Origin of the sequence: Microbacterium hominis NBRC 15708 (genome assembly GCF_001592125.1) — a bacterium.
Taxonomy (GTDB): domain Bacteria; phylum Actinomycetota; class Actinomycetes; order Actinomycetales; family Microbacteriaceae; genus Microbacterium; species Microbacterium hominis.
Genome location: NZ_BCWI01000001.1, coordinates 657,513 through 673,696, shown reverse-complemented (window position 1 = coordinate 673,696; position 16,184 = coordinate 657,513). Strand labels below are relative to the sequence as shown.

Sequence of the window (16,184 nt, the reverse complement as noted above, 5' to 3'; positions counted from 1 at the left end):
GTCCGATCTCAGCCCGACCTCGTGAAGACCCCCAACCCCGACGGCGTCGGGATCTGCGCATAGCGGTTGAGGAAGGTGAGGGTCACGGAGGTCACCCGTCCGTCCGCGCGGGTGAAGACGACCGACGAGAGGGAGCCCGGCAACGCGTTCTCGCCCGTGGGGACGTACGCCATCGTGTCGCCGTCCCACGGCGTGATGTCGAACGCGGTCTCGCCCTTCGGTCCGAGCGAGCCGCGGAGGCCGGTGCCCGCCGAGGTCACCGTCAGGGTGCCGAAATACGGACTGACGTACGTTCCGGTGTAGTCGGCGACGGGCCCGGATGCCGCGGCATCCGCCGGTGCCTGCATGCCGGCCAGGTCGCCGGACGGTGCGTTGTAGGACGCGAAGAAGCCGTGCATCGTGTCCACCCAGTCGCGGGTGGAGTGCCCGTACATGACCTCGTCGAGGAACGTCTGCACGACCGCTTCGGGAAGGCCGACGGGGGCGCCGTTGGTGAGGACGACGATGCCGAGGTCGAGATCGGGGACGAGGGTCGCGGCGGTCGCGGCGCCGAGGCCGAAGGCCCCCGAGTGGCTGAGCGTGACGCGGCCGCCGGCGCCGGAACCCACGTTGATGCCGAAGCCGTAGTGACCGGGCCGTTGATCCAGATCGCCCGGGTGGGAGCTGACGATCTGCGCCGACAGCGCCTCGTTCAGCGGCCCCGTGGCGATGAAGGCGGAACCGCCTCGCTGCCCGTCGGACAGCAGCAGCTGCATCCACGTCGCCAGGTCGCCGACGGTCGAGGATGCGCCGCCCGCGGGCGCCTCGGCATCCGCGTCGCGGTCGAACAGCGGCTGGAAATCGTCGTCGCCGATCCGTGCGTGCAGCACGGCGCGGTCGTCGGCGGCGAGGTAGTCGGCGTGGCTCATACTCGTCGACGTCATGCCCAAGGGCGTGAACAGCAGCTCCTGCGCCGTCTGTTCCCACGTCTGACTGCGGGAGGCCGCGACGGCCTGCGCGCCGGCCGTCAGACCGAAGTTCGAGTACTGATAGGTCGAACGGAACGGCTGCAGGGGGATCTCACGGAGGTGGTCGAGGATGTAGTCGCGGTCGAATCCGAGGTCCTCGAGGTCGTCTCCGCCGCCGGTGGGGATGCCGGTGCGGTGGGCGAAGAAGTCGCCGATCGTGGCGTTCTGGGTGACGTACGTGTCATCGAGCGCGAAGTCGGGCATGAAGGTGCGCACCTGCGTGGACCACGAGAGCTCGGGGTTCTCGGTCATGGCCTTGGCGACGATCGTGGCCGACAGCGGCTTCGACAGCGATGCCAGCTCGAACACGGTGTCGGTGTCGACCTTGACGCCGGTGGACACGTCGCGCACGCCGAACCCGCCCTCGTACAGCACGGCATCGTGCGAGACGACCGCGACGGCGAGCCCCGGAACCTTCGATCGACGCAGTGCGTCGTCGATCTGGCCGGGCAGAGCCGTGAGGGCGGCGGCGACGGCGCTCTCACGATCGGTGTACAGCGCGACGACGTCCTGATTCGGGAAGGTCCCCGTGGTCACGGCGACCGTGGGCGCCGGCTCGGGCGGGGAGCTCCACGCGCAGCCGGAGAGGGCCAGCCCCAGGGCCGTCGCCGTCACCATCGTCGTCAGCAGTCTCGGTCGGCGCCGCGCATCAGCCATGGTCGAAGCCATCCTCGTGCCCCCTCATGCGGCACGCCGACGTCCGCTCGTGTCGAGGATAGGGCGACCGCGACCGTGCGGTCCAGCGTCGGCCAGCGCCGCTGCGCCGATCAGCGCGACGCCGAGGCGGGCGCGATCACGGTGAGGGCGCGCGGGAGGACGCGCGCGGAGAGGTGATCGACCTCTTCGCCGAGCTCCCCGTCGCGGGCGATCCGGTAGGGCCCGTCGAGCAGTTCGAGATCGAACTCGGCATCCGAGAACTCCTGGTAGCGGCGGTTGCGCGAGATCCGTCCCGTGAACAGGTCGAGGACCACGCGCGCGCGGGAGCCGCGACGCGACACACCGAGCACGCGCAGATCCAGCCGCGCGTCGTCGAGCGTCGCGCGGTGAACGGGGGCGAACCCGCGCGGCTCGTACCGGCCGTTGCCGAGGAAGAGCAGGCTGAACCGCGCGTCGACGGCGCGACCGTCGAGGTCGCGGACGCGCACGCGCACGGCGCGGGCCCGTCCCAGCGTCCGCACCGCCGCGACGAGGGCGGCGAGAGGCTTGCCGATGCGGTGCTCGTACCGCTCGCGGATCGCGACGAAATCGGTGTACGCGCCGACGCTGGCGGTGTTGACGAAGATCCTGCCGTTCACCTCGCCGAGATCGACCTTCGCGACGGTGCCGGCCCGGACGGCGTCGATGGCAGCCGACAGCGGGTACATCCCGAGGTCCTTCGCGAAGTGGTTGAAGGTGCCCGCCGGCAGAACCGCCAGCGGGATGCCGTTCTCGTGGGCGGCGGCCGCGGCCTGCTGCACCGTGCCGTCGCCGCCGGCGACCGCGAGGACCTCGCACTCCTGCGCCGTGCGGCGGATCACCTCGGCGTAGTCGTCGTCCGCACCCAGCTCGACGATCCGCAGCGCCGGCAGCGTGCGGCGCACCACCGGGAGGATCCGCGCCGCGCGCCCCGAGCCCGATCGAGGGTTGATGACGAGCGCGATGCCCGCGCCGTCCGGCCGCGGCGTGCCCGCGTGCACCGCGAGCGCGTCCTGCAGCGGGTCCACGCGCTCCACCGGCACGATCCGCGTCGTCAGCCAGGCGACCGCCTCGCCGAGCGCGAAACCCGCCGCGACGTCCGACGGGTAGTGCGCTCCGGTGGCGACCCGCGAGAAGCCGACGAGGCCCGCCAGCATGCGCAGCGGCACGGTCAGGATCGGGGACTCGGCGGATGCTGCCGCGGCGAACGCCATCGCGCTGGCCGAGTGGCCGCTCGGAAACGACGTCGAGGCGGGGATGCGGTGGGCCAGCCGCTGCACCGGCACCTGCGTGATGGCCGGCCGCGGGCGGCGGTGCAGACGCTTGGACACCTGGTTGGCGAGGAGGCTGGTGAGCCCGATCGCGGCGAGGCCGCGCACCGCGGCCCGGCGCGCCCGGGGCCGACCGGTGGCCGCGAGGAGCGCCGCCACCCCCATCCAGAGCACGGAGCGGTCGGCGGCCCGCGTGAGCGGCGGCATCGCTGCGTCGAGGATCGGGCTGCGCGTGCCGGCGATCGCCGTGAAGGTGGCCACGTCGAGCGCGTCCACCTGACGCCGGACGGAGCGCCATCGCCGCGTGTCGCCCCCGTCGTCTCGGGAGGCGCGTGTGCGAGCGGACGGTGGTCGACGCCGGGACATGATCGCTCCGATCAGTTCATCGCATTGCCGATGTAGGAGTACTTGACGAACACCTCGGAGGCCCAGCCGGCCTCGTCGAGCACGCCCTGCACCGCCGTGAGCATGTACTTGGAGTCCCACCCCATGTAGAGGTACTGGCCGTCGCCCAGCTCATCCCACTGGCCGTTCCACGCCTTAGCCGGGTAGACGGGGCCGCCGCGGCGTGCGCTGAAGTCGATCACGCTCTGTCGCGAGTCCGCCCACAACCGTTTGAAGATGCGGTTGAAGAGGTAGCGGATGTCGGGAACCTCCCAGTGCTCGCCGCGGAACTCGACGTAGTCGAACTCGCGCTGCCAGCCCCGAGGCCATCCGCGGCGCTTGCGGGCGTCGAGGATGGGTGTGAGGTTGTCGTCGTCGATGGAGACGACGGCGGGTCGCTTCCAGACGCTCAGGAAGAGGTCGGTCAGCTCTTGCGTGCGCGCCGCGATCGCCGCGGTCGACCACGCCTCGGCGTCCGCGACGGCCTGCGTGACGGCGAGCGCGCTGTCGCGGTAGGCGTTCCGCTTCTGCGGGAACGAGGCGTCGAACGCGCGGTCGAAGAGCTCCCGTTCGAGCAGCGTCAGGTTTCCCAGGGTCTGGGCCAGCGCACGGAAGCTGTTCTGCTCGTCGTCGGAGAGCTCGGCCCAGCGGCGCGAGCCGTCGGGCGACCACTCGTCGGACGGTGCGAGCGGCACGATGTGCTCGAGATCCAGCGGCGCCGTGTCGATGTCGCCCGCGAGCCGCCCCAGCACGTAGGCCGGGTGGGGGAGCGCGCTGAACTTCAGACCGACGCGGGTGCGCTCGTCGGAGGGCGTGATCCGCGCGATCGCCCGGACCAGATCGTCGCGTGAGAGTGCCGCGGCGCGGCAGAGGCGAGCGACGAGCCGGTCGGTGGTCACCCCGACGACGGTGCGGCGCATCAGCAGCGACTGCACCTGCTCGAGCGACGTGATCAGCTCCGAGGTCGGGAGCTGTCCGGAGCGATGCTCGTGGAGCAGGCGCAGGGCGAGCGGATACATGCCACGGCCGAAGGTGTTGAGCAGGGCCAGCTGCTGCCCGATCGCGACGTCGGCGACGCGCGCCGGGTCGAGGAGGGTGGCGTAGAGCGCGGAGTAGTCGCGCCACTGCGCGGCGCGCTCGCGCAGCGTCGCCAGGTCGAGGTGCGGGAACTCGGCGCGGAAGGTGTCGTAGACGCCCCGCTCGCCGGCCACGGTGACCTCGCGGCCGGTGAGCATGACGAGGTAGTGCCGCCAGAAGTCGCCGATCTGCTCGCCGGTGTTCTCCTCGATCGGAACCCAGTAGTGGTCCTCGATCTCGCTCTGCTGGGCGTGGGAGAGGCCCATCAGCACGTAGTTGTGGATCAGCTCGTGGTCGCGCAGCGGTTCGCCCGTCGAGTTGAGGCTCTCGAAGGTCTGCTGCGCGTTCGCCTCGGGTCCGAGGGTGATCGCGACGTGCTCGAGGCGTTGGAGGCCCCGCCAGATGTGGGCGGCCTCGTCGGGACGGATCTGGCTGCGGAAGAACGCGTAGTTGTCGTCGAAACGCGACACGCGCGTCTCATCGTCGGGCGTCCGACGGTCGCGCACGACGCTCTCGAAGACCTCCGCCCAGGCGCGATGCGGCCGGAGTTTCGTCCGTGCGGGATCGTCGTCGCGGACGAGCACCCGCTCGAGCTCGGCGGCCAGCTCCGGGTCGTCGTCGCGCAGAGTGTGGTGCAGGGCGGCGACCAGGAGCATGAGGGTCGTGATGCGCTGCTGTCCGTCGATGAGGACCAGATGGGCGTCATCGTCGTCGGAGACCGAGGCGGTCGAGAGGATCGAGCCGATGAAGTGCGTGTGGCCGGCGCCCGCATCCGCCACCGCGCGCACATCGCCGAGGAGCTGCTCGCAGCCGCCGATGTCCCAGCGGTACTGCCGCTGGTAGACCGGAACGACGATGGTGGTGTCGGATGCCGAGAGCCACGCGATCGTGGCGACGGCGGTCGCGGAGACGTGGGACGCGGAGACCGAGGGGGCGAGGTTCGTGCCGGTGCTCATGTTCTCCGTGTCGCCTCCGCGCTCGCTCTCGATGACCGCCGTCGAGTCTAATCGCGTTCCCGGGACCGCTCGGTAGGCTTGCCTCGGCCGGGCCTGTAAAAACTTCGCTCGTCCGGCAGAAAGGTTGGATCCGTCATGGGTTACATCAAGAGCGCGGCCCTCGAGGAGACCGGTTACGTCGTCCTCGACCGCTACAACAAGGAGATCGACCCGAAGGAGTGGCTCGACGTCGAGTACGTCGACTGGAAGTCCTCGGGCGACACCCGGTTCGCCCCGTTGGCCTCCGCCAAGGGCGAGATCGAGTGCAACGGCTTCTGGAACCACAAGCCGCCGCGCACCGACAAGGACGGCGTCTGGATCGACGCGCAGACCGCCATCGCACCGACGCTCACCGCGCGTGCGCAGGAGCCGGGGGCGAACGTCGGCCGCTGCCGCATCATCGAGCTGCAGCCGAACACGTATGCCGACTGCCTCTACAACCTGCACCAGGACGACAACAACCGTCTGAACCCGGACGGCACCGGCTGGGTCGTGCGCGGCTTCTTCAACCTCACCGACGACAAGACGAGCTACTTCGTGCTGCGGGAGAACCGCACCGATCCGAGCGAGGAGACCCGCATCGCCCTGCCCGCGGGCGCGCAGCTCATCGTCGACACCCAGCGCCTCTGGCACGCCGCCGCCCACTACGGCGACGAGCCGCGCTACTGCCTCATCACCTCGTGGGAGTCGGGTCCCGAGCTCGACGCCTACATCGCCAAGTACAACGGGGTGAACAAGGTGGACAGCTACCCGGTCGACCAGGAGACGCTGGATGCCGGGCAGATCGAGCAGGAGCGCCGCATCGCCGCCCGTGCCGCCGCCCTGGCCGCCCGCGGCCAGCAGGAGGTCACGGTGATGAGCGAGGCCTGAGCCTCGGCATCCACCGCGGACGTCCCGTCCGCACGAAGGGCCCCGATCTTCGGATCGGGGCCCTTCGTCGTCCGTGGCCCTCGTGTGGTTTTCCACGGAGCAGACTGTTGTTATATCTGTGTTTGTGTTGTACCGTGTGGATATTCAAGGAGGATACGTGTACGCAACGGAGCGACAGCAGCTCATCGAGCATCTGGTCAGCACAGACGGACGCGTCGCCGTCGTCGACCTGGCGCGCCGCTTCGGCGTGACCACCGAGACCGTGCGCCGCGATCTCGACCAGCTCGAGACGGCGGGAATCGTGCGTCGCGTGCACGGCGGGGCCGTGGCCCGCACCCGGGTCAGCACGGTCGAGACCTCCTTCGTGGAGCGCACGCAGCGCCGCAGCGACGCGAAGCGCGCGATCGCGGAGCGGGCCCTGGAGGCCATCGGCGCCGATGGCGACGGATCCATTTACATCGACGCGGGGACGACGACGGCCGCCGTCGCCGGACTGCTCGCCCAGCGCCCGGTCACCGGGCATCCGCTCGAGGTCGTCACCCACTCGATGACGGTGGCGCACCTGCTGGCCGGAGCGCCCGGGCTCAACCTCACCGCCATCGGCGGCCGCGTGCGCGGGCTGACCGCGGCGGCCGTGGGCGCCCAGACGGTCGATGCGATCTCCCGGCTGCGCCCCGACCTCGCCTTCATCGGCACCAACGGCCTGTCCGCCACCTTCGGACTGAGCACACCCGATCCCGACGAGGCCGCAGTCAAGCGCGCCATCATCGCCTCGGCGCGCCGCATCGTGGTGCTCGCCGACGCCGAGAAGTTCGACGGGGAGCTGCTCGTCTCCTTCGGCCGGCTCGCCGATCTCGACATCCTCGTCACCGATGCGCCGCCGCCCGCCGACCTCGTCGCCGCCCTCGACGACGCCGATGTGGAGGTGTGGACAGCATGATCGTCACGCTCACCGCGAACCCGTCGCTCGACCGGACGGTGACCCTCGCCGAGGCCCTGCGCGTCGGCGAGGTGCAGTCCGCCGTCGCCGTCCGCGAGGATGCCGGGGGGAAGGGCATCAACGTCACCCGTGTGCTGACCGGGTCGGGTGTGCCCAGCACCGCGGTCCTCCCGCTCGACGCCGACGACCCGTTCGCATCCGTGCTCCGCTCGGCGCGCGTGCCGGTCGTCGCCGTGCCCCTGCCCGGAACCGCGCGGGCGAACCTCACGCTGACCGACCACGACGGCGTGACCACGAAGGTGAACCTGCCCGGTGTGACGCGCAGCGACGCGGATGCCGCGACGCTCATCGCCGCGACGGTGCAGGCGTCGGCGGGTGCGCGATGGCTGGTGCTGGCGGGGTCGCTGCCACCCGGACTGCCCGACGACTTCTACGTCGACGTGATCACCGCCGTCCGCGCGACCGGCCCCGAAGCGCCGCGCATCGCCGTGGACACGTCGGGGGCCGCCCTGCGGGCCGTCGTCGAGCGCGGAGCGCCCGATCTCATCAAGCCCAACGACGAGGAACTCGTGGAGCTCGCCGGCGTCCCCCTCGACCCGGCGCTGCCGCTGGCGGAGGCCGTCCGCGCCGTCGCCTCGCAGCTCGTGCCCGAGCGGGTGGGCGCCGCCTTCGTCACGCTGGGTGGCGACGGCGCGGTCCTCGTGACGGCCGACGGAGCCTGGTTCGGCACGCCGCCGCCGACGCGGGTACGCAGCACCGTCGGTGCCGGAGACAGCTCGCTGGCGGGCTTCCTCCTCGCCGACGTCGCGGGAGCCGCTCCCGACGAGCGGGTGCGCAGCGGCATCCGCTACGGGTCCGCGGCGGCCGCGCTGCCCGGAACGCAGGCCCCGACGCCCGACGATCTGCTCCCCGGCGACGTGCCGGTAAGCCCTCTCGCCCCCTGAAAACCCCATCCTGAACCCACTCGACCACTGGAGGTCACCGTGTCAGAGATCATCACGCCGGCGCTCGTCAGCCTTGACGCGTCGCTCGGCACCGACAAGCGGGCCGTCATCGACGCCCTCGCCGCGCGCGTGGCGGCGACGGGGAGGGCGAGCGATGCCGCAGCCCTCGCCGCCGACGCCTGGAAGCGCGAGCAGACCGACGAGACCGGTCTGCCCGGCGGCATCGCGATCCCGCACGCCAAGAGCGCCGCGGTGCGCGAGGCGACGCTCGCCTTCGCCCGTCTGAACCCGGGCATCGACTTCGGCGCGGAGGACGGTCCGGCCGACCTCGTCTTCCTCATCGCCGCCCCGGACACGGCGGCCGAGGAGCACCTCGCCGTGCTGTCGCAGCTCGCGCGCAGCTTCATGCGCGAGGACTTCACCGCGGGACTGCGCGCGGCCGAACGGCCGGAGGACGTCGTCGCCCTCGTGACCGCGGCCGTGTCGGGCACCGCTGCTCCGGCAGCATCGACGGCGCCCGCCGCGACGGCGAGCGCGGACAGCGCGCACCTGATCGACGGACGCCCCGCCCGGATCGTGGCGGTCACGGCGTGCGCGACCGGCATCGCCCACACTTTCATGGCGGCCGACGCCCTCACCGCGCAGGGCGGCAAGGACGGCGTCGACCTCATCGTGGAGCCGCAGGGATCGAGCGGATACAAGGCGCTCGACCCGAAGATCATCGAGGCCGCCGACGCCGTCATCTTCGCCGTCGACGTGGACGTGCGCGAGCCGCAGCGCTTCGCCGGCAAGCCCGTCGTCCGCGCCAGCGTCAAGCGCGGCATCGAGGCGCCCGGTCAGCTGGTGGCCGAGGCCATCGCCGCCGCGAAGAACCCGAACGCGACCCGCGTCAGCGGATCGGCGGCGGCGGCATCCACCGCCACGTCGGGCGCGGGGGAGTCGTACGGCGCGAGCATCAAGCGCGCGCTGCTGACCGGCGTCAGCTACATGATCCCCTTCGTCGCCGGCGGTGGTCTGCTCATCGCCCTCGGCTTCCTGCTGGGCGGCTATGAGATCGCGTTCAACGCGGACAAGATCCTCGGCGCGTCGACGCTGTGGAACCTCGGCGACACCTCGCTGATCGTCTACCTCGGCGCCGTGCTGTTCAAGATCGGCGCGCTGTCGTTCGGCTTCCTGGTGCCGGCCCTCGCCGGTTACATCGCGTACGGCATGGCCGACCGGCCGGGTATCGCCCCCGGTTTCGTCGCCGGTGCCGTCGCGGGCTTCATGGGCGCGGGCTTCCTCGGCGGCATCGTCGGTGGTCTGCTCGCCGGTGTCGCCGCCCGCTGGCTGAACGGCCTCGACGTGCCGCGCTGGCTGCGCGGTCTCATGCCGGTCGTGATCATCCCGCTGCTGGGTTCGATCTTCGCCTCCGGTCTCATGCTGCTGGTGCTCGGCGGTCCGATCGCCTGGCTCACCAAGGCCCTCAACGACTGGCTGTCGGGCCTCACCGGCGCCGGCGTGATCATCCTCGGCATCATCCTCGGCCTGATGATGTGCTTCGACCTCGGCGGTCCGGTCAACAAGGTGGCCTACGCCTTCGCGACCGGCAACCTCGCCGCGGGCATCGCGGGCGACGAGCGCTACCTGCAGATCATGGCGGCCGTCATGGCTGCGGGCATGGTCCCGCCGCTGGCGATGGCCCTGGCATCCACCGTCATCGACCGCAAGCTCTTCACCGAGCCGGAGCGCGAGAACGGCAAGGCGGCCTGGCTGCTCGGCGCTGCGTTCATCTCCGAGGGTGCGATCCCGTTCGCGGCGGCCGACATCTTCCGGGTGATCCCGGCGATGATGCTCGGCGGTGCGGTGACCGGTGCGCTCTCGATGGCGTTCGCCGTCACGAGCAAGGCGCCCCACGGCGGCATCTTCGTCTTCTTCGCGATCGACAACTTCTGGCTCTGGCTGCTCGCCATCGCCGCGGGAACGGTCGTCTCGGCATTCACCGTCGTCGCGCTCAAGCGCTTCGCACGCCGTGGATCGGCCGTGAACGAGGGTATTCCCGGTGCGTCCTCGGTTTCTCCCGAGGCCGTGAACGCCTAGTCTCGATGGAGATATCCCAACACGATCCAAGGAGGATCCCATGGCAGAACGCCAGGCCACCGTCGCCAGCAGCTCGGGTCTGCACGCGCGCCCCGCGAAGCTCTTCGTGCAGGCGGTCCAGCAGACCGGCGTCCCCGTGACGATCGCGGTCGAGGGCGGTCCTGACCTCAACGCCGGCAGCATCCTCACGCTGATGGGTCTGGGCGCCACGCAGGGCACCGTCGTCACGCTCAAGGCGGAGGGTGAGGGCGCCGAGGCGGCCCTCGACACGCTCGTCGCGTTCCTCGAGACGGACCACGACGCCGAGGCCTGATCGGACACGGATCCACGGATGCCGCGACCCCCGGATGTTCTCCGGGGGTCGCGGCATCCGGCGTTCGGGGCCTCAGAGATCGATGGCGTCGCCCGGGTCGAGCGGGCTGAACCGACCCCCGCCCTGTTCGGCCGCCCACTGCAGACGCCCGCGGTGCATGTCGAGTCCGATGCGCGAGAGCGTCATGTCGTGCGTGGCGAAGGCGTGCTCGGGCTGCACGGCGAGGACGAAGTCGATCGCCTCGCCGATCTTCAGCCACGGCGCGCCCACCGGCGCGGCGAGGAGCCGGACCTCGACCCCTTCGGGGACCGCGTAGGAGTCGCCGGGGTAGTAGAGCTCGTCGTCCACGAGCACGCCGACGTTGTCGATGACGGGGATCGACGCGTGGATGACGGCGTGCCGCCCGCCGAAGAAGCGCAGCGCGAACGGGCCGGCGCTCACGCTGTCGCCCGGAGCGACGACGGTGACGCCGAACTCCGCGGCCGCATCCGCGACACCCTGCGGCCCGTAGATCGGCACGTCGGGCGCGTGCTCGCGGATGCGACGGAGGTGCTCGGGCGTCCAGTGGTCGGGGTGCTCATGGGTGAGCACGACGCCCACCGTCCCGGCCAGATCCTGCAGCGGAAGAGTGAAGGTTCCGGGGTCGATGATCAGCTGGCTTCCTTCGCGCTCGAGGCGCAGGCAAGCGTGTTCGTGTTTGGTGACGCGCATGTCGCTCAGTCAACGCCTGTCCCGCGATCCGGGCAAGCCGGACGCGCATCCGGGCCTCGATTTGGCGAGGGGTCGTTCGCCATGGCATAATCGAACGGTTGCTTACGCAGCGAAAAGGTACGGCCCCATCGTATAGCGGCCTAGTACGCCGCCCTCTCACGGCGGTAACGCGGGTTCGAATCCCGCTGGGGTCACCACCGCAGAAGCCCGGTCCACACGGACCGGGCTTCTGTCGTCTGCGGGTCTGTCGCGACGCGACAGACCCCGAGGTGGGTCAGGCTGCGGGACCGGCCTCGTCGACGGTCTCGGGCGCGCGGGTGCGGGCCCGACGACGGCGGACGACCCGGCGCGCACCCCACACGATCAGGGCGGCGAACGCGATCAGGCCGAGCCAGGGGAGCAGGAACCCGATCGCGATGACCAGGCCGTTGAGAGTCGCGACGAGACCGTTCCAGCCGGCCGCGACGCCGTCGCCGAATCCCGCCGGATCGGCGGTGACGGCGGGGGCGGGCGTGACGAGCGAGACGCTCAGCGTCGACATCTCGACCTGGGACTGCACCCAGGTCAGCTGCTGTCGGAGGGACTCCAGCTCGGACTGACGCTCCGACAGCGCGGATTCCGCCGCGATCAGATCGGCGGTCGACGACGACTGCTGCATCAGCTCCGTGAGGCGTGCGACGGAGGACTCGAGGGCGGAGACCCGGGCGCGCAGGTCGACGGCCTCCGTGGTCACGTCGCGCCGGTCGGTCTGCGACGAGGTCACCGTCCCGTAGGCGGACAGTCCCGCGACCGTCTCGGAGAGGCGGTCGGCGGGGATGCGGACGGTGATCCACGCGCCCGACGGCATCGGCATGACGACTCCCGTTCCCGACATGACGTCGACGGGCGCTCCGGCGCCGGTGCTCTGGGATTCGACGTAGCCGCCCGCGGCGACGGCTGCCGCCGCGATGCCCTCGGCCGCGGCAGCGGCGTCCGCGACCTCGACGGTCGCCGAGGCGGTCGTCGCGATCTCGCGTCCCGCGCTCCCGGTGGCGGCGTCGGCCGCCACGCCGGCTCCGCTCATGCCGCCGGCCGCGGCATCCCCGGCCCGTCCGTCGGTCAGCCCGAGCTCGGCGGTGCTCCCGCCCGGTGCGATCACCGCGGGAAGTGCGGCGGACGACGCCCCGGACGTGCCCTGCAGCGTTCCCGCGATCGACGGTGCCATGATCGCCGCGACCGCCACGACGGCGGCGGCCGCCGCCCCGCCCATCCAGATGCGGCCGCGCCGGACGGCGCGGATCCGTTCGCGTTCGCTGCGCTCCCACTGCGCGCGACGTTCGTCCGCGATGCGTGCGAAGAGCGCGTGCTCGATCGCCTCCACGCGATCGTCGCCGAGCTCGGGCAGTGCGGTGTGTGCGGTGGTCATGACCCCTCCGATGCGATGGTGGTGCGCAGTGAGCTGCGGATGCGGGAGAGACGATTGCGGACGACGCCGTGCGTGACGCCGAGGTGCTCGGCCGCCGCCTGGTAGCCGTAGCCCTCGGCGGCGCACAGACGGAAGATGCTCTGGTCGAGCTCGCTGAAGGTGGCGACTTCCGCCGCGATCCGATCGGCGAGGTCGGCGTCGATCACCTGACGTTCGATGTCGACGCCGTCCGGCACGGATTCGTCGACGGGCGCTCCGAGATGCGCGCGATCGCGGTGCTGGCGGCGCACACGGTTCGCCGCTTGGAAGCGGCAGACCGTGACGAGCCAGGGGAGCAGCGACGCGCTGTGCAGCTCCAGTTCCCGGAGCTTGCGCCACGCGGCCAGGAACGTCTCCTGGGTCACGTCCTCGGCATCCTGCGCCGTGCCGACCAGGCCGTGCGCGATCCAATAGACGGGTCGCGCATAGGCGCGGTAGAGCGTCCGGAAGGCGAGCTCGCTGCCGGCGGCGGCCTCCGCGACGAGCTCGGCATCGGTGTGCGTGCCGGTGTCCTGGGTCATCGTGTCCTCATCGTCTCTCACTCAGGAAGTGTCGGCCGTGGAGGAATCGTCTCAGATCCGATCGCCGCCGGCGTCGCGGGCCGACCGGCGGGGAGCGCCGCCGGGGTGCGAGCCGGTATCGTGTCCTGAGCGAGAGGGAGTATCCCGTCCTCGCGCGTCCGTCATCACGGGCCCGTCGTCGGGACCCCGGGCGCGCGCCGCCGCCGCCCGACGGGTGGTCGCGGGGGAGAGACTTTCGACGTTTCGTCATCCCTCGAAAGGCCTGCATGGACCTCCCCGTCTGGTTCGAGATCGGCTCGCTCGTCGTGCTGGTGCTCATCCTCGTCGCCGACCTCGTGCTCATCGCGAAGCGACCGCACATCCCGTCGCCCAAGGAGTCGAGCCTGTGGGTCGTCTTCTACGTCGCCCTCGCGCTCGTGTTCGCGGGATTCATGTGGTTCTTCGCCGGCGGCGAGTATGCCGGGCAGTTCGTCGCCGGGTGGCTCACGGAGTACAGCCTCTCCATCGACAACCTCTTCGTCTTCGTGCTGATCATGAGCCAGTTCTCGGTGCCGCGACGGTACCAGCAGAAGGTGCTGATGGTGGGCATCATCATCGCGCTCGTGCTCCGGGGCCTGTTCATCCTCGCCGGAGCGGCGATCATCGAGCAGTTCAGCTGGATCTTCTACATCTTCGGGGCCTTCCTCATCTACACCGCCTGGAAGCAGGCCTTCCCGGGCGGCGACCACGAGGACGAGGTCAAGAAGGAGTCGTTCATCGTGCGGCTGCTGCGGCGCACGATCGACATCAGCGACGACTACGACGGTCCGAAGGTGCGCACGGTCGTCGACGGCAAGCGGATGTTCACGCCCATGATCATCGTGTTCGTGGCCATCGGCATGACCGACCTGCTGTTCGCGCTCGACTCGATCCCCGCGATCTTCGGCATCACCCAGAACGCGTTCATCGTGTTCACGGCGAACATCTTCGCGCTGATGGGGCTGCGCCAGCTCTACTTCCTGTTGGGCGACCTGCTCGACCGGCTCAAGTACCTGCACTACGGCATCGCCTTCATCCTCGCCTTCATCGGGGTGAAGCTGATCGCGCACGCGATGCACGAGAACGAGCTCCCGTTCATCAACGGCGGCGAGCACATCGCGTGGGCGCCCGACATCTCGACCTGGATGTCGCTCGGAGTCATCGTCGTCTCGATGGTCGTGGCGACCGGGGCGAGCCTCGTGGCCTCCGCGCGGGAGCGCGGCGCAGAGCCCGCGGCGGCGCCCCGGACGCCGGCAGCGGCGGCCGACGCGGTCGCCGACGAGAAGGGCACGCCGCCGACCGTCGAGGGGCGCTGAGGGCGACGCCGATCCACGCGGTGGTATTCTGAGGCCGTGCGGATCGCTCGTCTTCTCCTTAGCGGCCGCGACGAGACCTCGTTCTGAGCCCTCACTCGTCGCGGAGTCCGTCGCGGGCTTGATCCTCTTATCTGGAGAACGAGACAGCATGAGCATGACGATTCCCGACCGCCCGCGGACCCTCGCCGAGAAGGTGTGGGACGACCACCTCGTGGTCAAGGGCGAGGACGGCCAGCCCGACCTGATCTACATCGACCTGCACCTGGTGCACGAGGTCACGAGCCCGCAGGCCTTCGACGGCCTGCGTGCGGAGGGCCGCCCGGTGCGGCGACTCGACCTCACGATCGCGACCGAGGACCACAACACCCCGACGCTCGAGATCGACAAGCCGATCGCCGACCTGACGAGCCGGACGCAGATCGAGACCCTGCGTCGCAACGCGGAGGAGTTCGGCGTACGCCTGCACTCGCTCGGCGACAAGGAACAGGGCATCGTCCACGTCGTCGGGCCCCAGCTGGGCCTGACCATGCCCGGCATCACCGTCGTCTGCGGCGACAGCCACACCTCGACGCACGGCGCGTTCGGTGCCATGGCCTTCGGTATCGGCACGAGCGAGGTCGAGCACGTCCTGGCCACGCAGACCCTGCCGCTGAAGCCGTTCAAGACGATGGCCATCACCGTCGAGGGCGAGTTGAAGCCCGGGGTCACCGCGAAGGACATCATCCTCGCGATCATCGCCAAGATCGGGGCGAACGGCGGCCAGGGCTACGTGCTCGAGTTCCGCGGCAGCGCCATCCGGTCGCTGTCGATGGAGGGCCGCATGACGATGTGCAACATGTCCATCGAGGCGGGCGCACGCGCCGGCATGATCGCCCCCGATGAGACGACGTTCGCGTACGTGAAGGACAAGCCGCACGCCCCCCAGGGCCAGGACTGGGACGACGCCGTCGCCTATTGGCGCACGCTGCCGAGCGACGAGGGCGCCGTCTACGACGCCGAGGTCTTCCTCGACGCGAACGAGCTCGAGCCCTTCGTCACCTGGGGCACCAATCCCGGGCAGGGCGTCTCGCTGTCGGACGTCGTTCCCGACCCGGCATCCTTCGCCGACGCGAACGAGCGCGCGGCCGCGGAGCGTGCGCTGGAGTACATGGATCTCGCCGCCGGCACGCCGCTGAAGGACGTCGCGGTGGATGCCGTGTTCATGGGCTCCTGCACGAACAGCCGCATCGAGGACCTGCGCGCCTTCGCGTCGGTCATCGAGGGGCGTCAGAAGGCGGAGCACGTGCGGGTGATGGTCGTCCCCGGCTCGGCGCGCGTGCGCCTGGAAGCCGAGGCGGAGGGCCTCGACAAGGTCTTCACCGCGTTCGGCGCCGAGTGGCGGTTCGCGGGGTGCTCGATGTGTCTGGGCATGAACCCCGACCAGCTCGCCCCGGGCGAGCGCTGCGCCTCCACCAGCAACCGCAACTTCGAGGGCCGTCAGGGCAAGGGCGGGCGCACGCACCTCGTGTCGCCGCTCGTGGCCGCCGCCACCGCGGTGCTGGGCCGCCTCGCGAGTCCGTCCGATCTGCCCCGTATCGACTCACCTGCGGAGCGCGCGACGACCGGGATTGGAGCCTGAC

The 16,184-nt window shown here is 70.7% G+C and carries 13 protein-coding genes and 1 tRNA gene; 8 read left to right on the top strand and 6 right to left on the bottom strand.

Annotated elements, in window-relative coordinates:
• Positions 1–8: 8 nt before the first annotated feature.
• The 3 genes from MHO01S_RS03275 to MHO01S_RS03265 form a co-directional block, all read right to left on the bottom strand.
• Positions 9–1,664: a serine hydrolase gene (locus tag MHO01S_RS03275; RefSeq protein ID WP_231734833.1), complete on the bottom strand. Its 1,656-nt coding sequence runs from the start codon at positions 1,662–1,664 to the stop codon at positions 9–11.
• Positions 1,665–1,774: 110 nt separating this feature from the next.
• On the bottom strand, positions 1,775–3,214 hold the full coding sequence (locus tag MHO01S_RS03270) for a bifunctional phosphatase PAP2/diacylglycerol kinase family protein (RefSeq protein ID WP_255266055.1): 1,440 nt from the start codon (positions 3,212–3,214) through the stop codon (positions 1,775–1,777).
• Positions 3,215–3,330: 116 nt separating this feature from the next.
• Positions 3,331–5,370: a DUF262 domain-containing protein gene (locus tag MHO01S_RS03265; RefSeq protein ID WP_060958445.1), complete on the bottom strand. Its 2,040-nt coding sequence runs from the start codon at positions 5,368–5,370 to the stop codon at positions 3,331–3,333.
• 135 nt (positions 5,371–5,505) lie between these two features.
• Here MHO01S_RS03265 and MHO01S_RS03260 point away from each other — a divergent pair, with 135 nt between their 5' ends.
• The 5 genes from MHO01S_RS03260 (at position 5,506) to MHO01S_RS03240 (ending at position 10,555) form a co-directional block, all read left to right on the top strand.
• Positions 5,506–6,279 (top strand): hypothetical protein, encoded by a 774-nt coding sequence (locus MHO01S_RS03260; protein WP_060958446.1) that lies wholly within the window; start codon positions 5,506–5,508, stop codon positions 6,277–6,279.
• Positions 6,280–6,436: 157 nt separating this feature from the next.
• Complete coding sequence (locus tag MHO01S_RS03255) at positions 6,437–7,219, top strand: DeoR/GlpR family DNA-binding transcription regulator (protein ID WP_061781810.1); 783 nt, start codon at positions 6,437–6,439, stop codon at positions 7,217–7,219.
• Entirely contained in the window at positions 7,216–8,163 is a 948-nt protein-coding gene (locus tag MHO01S_RS03250; protein WP_061781809.1) for a 1-phosphofructokinase family hexose kinase, read from the top strand. The genes MHO01S_RS03255 and MHO01S_RS03250 overlap by 4 nt, the downstream gene beginning before the upstream one ends.
• A 39-nt stretch (positions 8,164–8,202) precedes the next feature.
• Positions 8,203–10,242 carry a PTS fructose transporter subunit IIABC gene (locus MHO01S_RS03245; RefSeq protein ID WP_061781808.1) on the top strand — a complete coding sequence of 680 codons (2,040 nt, stop codon included), beginning with the start codon at positions 8,203–8,205 and terminating at the stop codon, positions 10,240–10,242.
• Positions 10,243–10,282: 40 nt separating this feature from the next.
• Positions 10,283–10,555, top strand: a complete 273-nt coding sequence (locus MHO01S_RS03240; RefSeq protein ID WP_060958450.1) for an HPr family phosphocarrier protein — start codon at positions 10,283–10,285, stop codon at positions 10,553–10,555.
• Positions 10,556–10,627: 72 nt separating this feature from the next.
• On the opposite strand, the gene MHO01S_RS03235 is transcribed toward MHO01S_RS03240, so the two are convergent.
• Positions 10,628–11,266 (bottom strand): MBL fold metallo-hydrolase, encoded by a 639-nt coding sequence (locus MHO01S_RS03235; protein WP_060958451.1) that lies wholly within the window; start codon positions 11,264–11,266, stop codon positions 10,628–10,630.
• 121 nt (positions 11,267–11,387) lie between these two features.
• Between MHO01S_RS03235 and MHO01S_RS03230 the strand changes: the two genes are divergently transcribed.
• Positions 11,388–11,463: transfer RNA gene (locus tag MHO01S_RS03230), tRNA-Glu, on the top strand.
• A gap of 77 nt (positions 11,464–11,540) precedes the next feature.
• Here the strand turns inward: MHO01S_RS03230 and MHO01S_RS03225 are convergent.
• Both MHO01S_RS03225 and MHO01S_RS03220 read right to left on the bottom strand, forming a co-directional pair.
• Positions 11,541–12,671 carry a DUF4349 domain-containing protein gene (locus tag MHO01S_RS03225; protein WP_061781807.1) on the bottom strand — a complete coding sequence of 377 codons (1,131 nt, stop codon included), beginning with the start codon at positions 12,669–12,671 and terminating at the stop codon, positions 11,541–11,543.
• A complete protein-coding gene (locus tag MHO01S_RS03220) occupies positions 12,668–13,231 on the bottom strand; it encodes an RNA polymerase sigma factor (RefSeq protein ID WP_060958453.1) in 564 nt (187 codons plus the stop codon). Before MHO01S_RS03220 ends, MHO01S_RS03225 begins: the two co-directional genes overlap by 4 nt.
• Before the next feature lie 266 nt (positions 13,232–13,497).
• On the opposite strand from MHO01S_RS03220, the gene MHO01S_RS03215 reads away from it, so the two are divergent.
• Entirely contained in the window at positions 13,498–14,565 is a 1,068-nt protein-coding gene (locus MHO01S_RS03215; protein WP_061781806.1) for a TerC family protein, read from the top strand.
• A 148-nt stretch (positions 14,566–14,713) separates the two neighbouring features.
• Complete coding sequence (gene leuC / locus MHO01S_RS03210) at positions 14,714–16,183, top strand: 3-isopropylmalate dehydratase large subunit (RefSeq protein ID WP_082734050.1); 1,470 nt, start codon at positions 14,714–14,716, stop codon at positions 16,181–16,183.
• Position 16,184: the final 1 nt, after the last annotated feature.

What these genes read in the sequence shown, in the direction of transcription:
- MHO01S_RS03275 (WP_231734833.1), bottom strand. Translation starts at nt 1,664, where the DNA reads ATGGCTGATGCGCGGCGCCGACCGAGACTGCTGACGACGATGGTGACG.
- MHO01S_RS03265 (WP_060958445.1), bottom strand. Translation starts at nt 5,370, where the DNA reads ATGAGCACCGGCACGAACCTCGCCCCCTCGGTCTCCGCGTCCCACGTC.
- MHO01S_RS03260 (WP_060958446.1), top strand. Translation starts at nt 5,506, where the DNA reads ATGGGTTACATCAAGAGCGCGGCCCTCGAGGAGACCGGTTACGTCGTC.
- MHO01S_RS03250 (WP_061781809.1), top strand. Translation starts at nt 7,216, where the DNA reads ATGATCGTCACGCTCACCGCGAACCCGTCGCTCGACCGGACGGTGACC.
- MHO01S_RS03240 (WP_060958450.1), top strand. Translation starts at nt 10,283, where the DNA reads ATGGCAGAACGCCAGGCCACCGTCGCCAGCAGCTCGGGTCTGCACGCG.
- MHO01S_RS03235 (WP_060958451.1), bottom strand. Translation starts at nt 11,266, where the DNA reads ATGCGCGTCACCAAACACGAACACGCTTGCCTGCGCCTCGAGCGCGAA.
- MHO01S_RS03225 (WP_061781807.1), bottom strand. Translation starts at nt 12,671, where the DNA reads ATGACCACCGCACACACCGCACTGCCCGAGCTCGGCGACGATCGCGTG.
- MHO01S_RS03220 (WP_060958453.1), bottom strand. Translation starts at nt 13,231, where the DNA reads ATGACCCAGGACACCGGCACGCACACCGATGCCGAGCTCGTCGCGGAG.
- MHO01S_RS03215 (WP_061781806.1), top strand. Translation starts at nt 13,498, where the DNA reads ATGGACCTCCCCGTCTGGTTCGAGATCGGCTCGCTCGTCGTGCTGGTG.
- leuC (WP_082734050.1), top strand. Translation starts at nt 14,714, where the DNA reads ATGAGCATGACGATTCCCGACCGCCCGCGGACCCTCGCCGAGAAGGTG.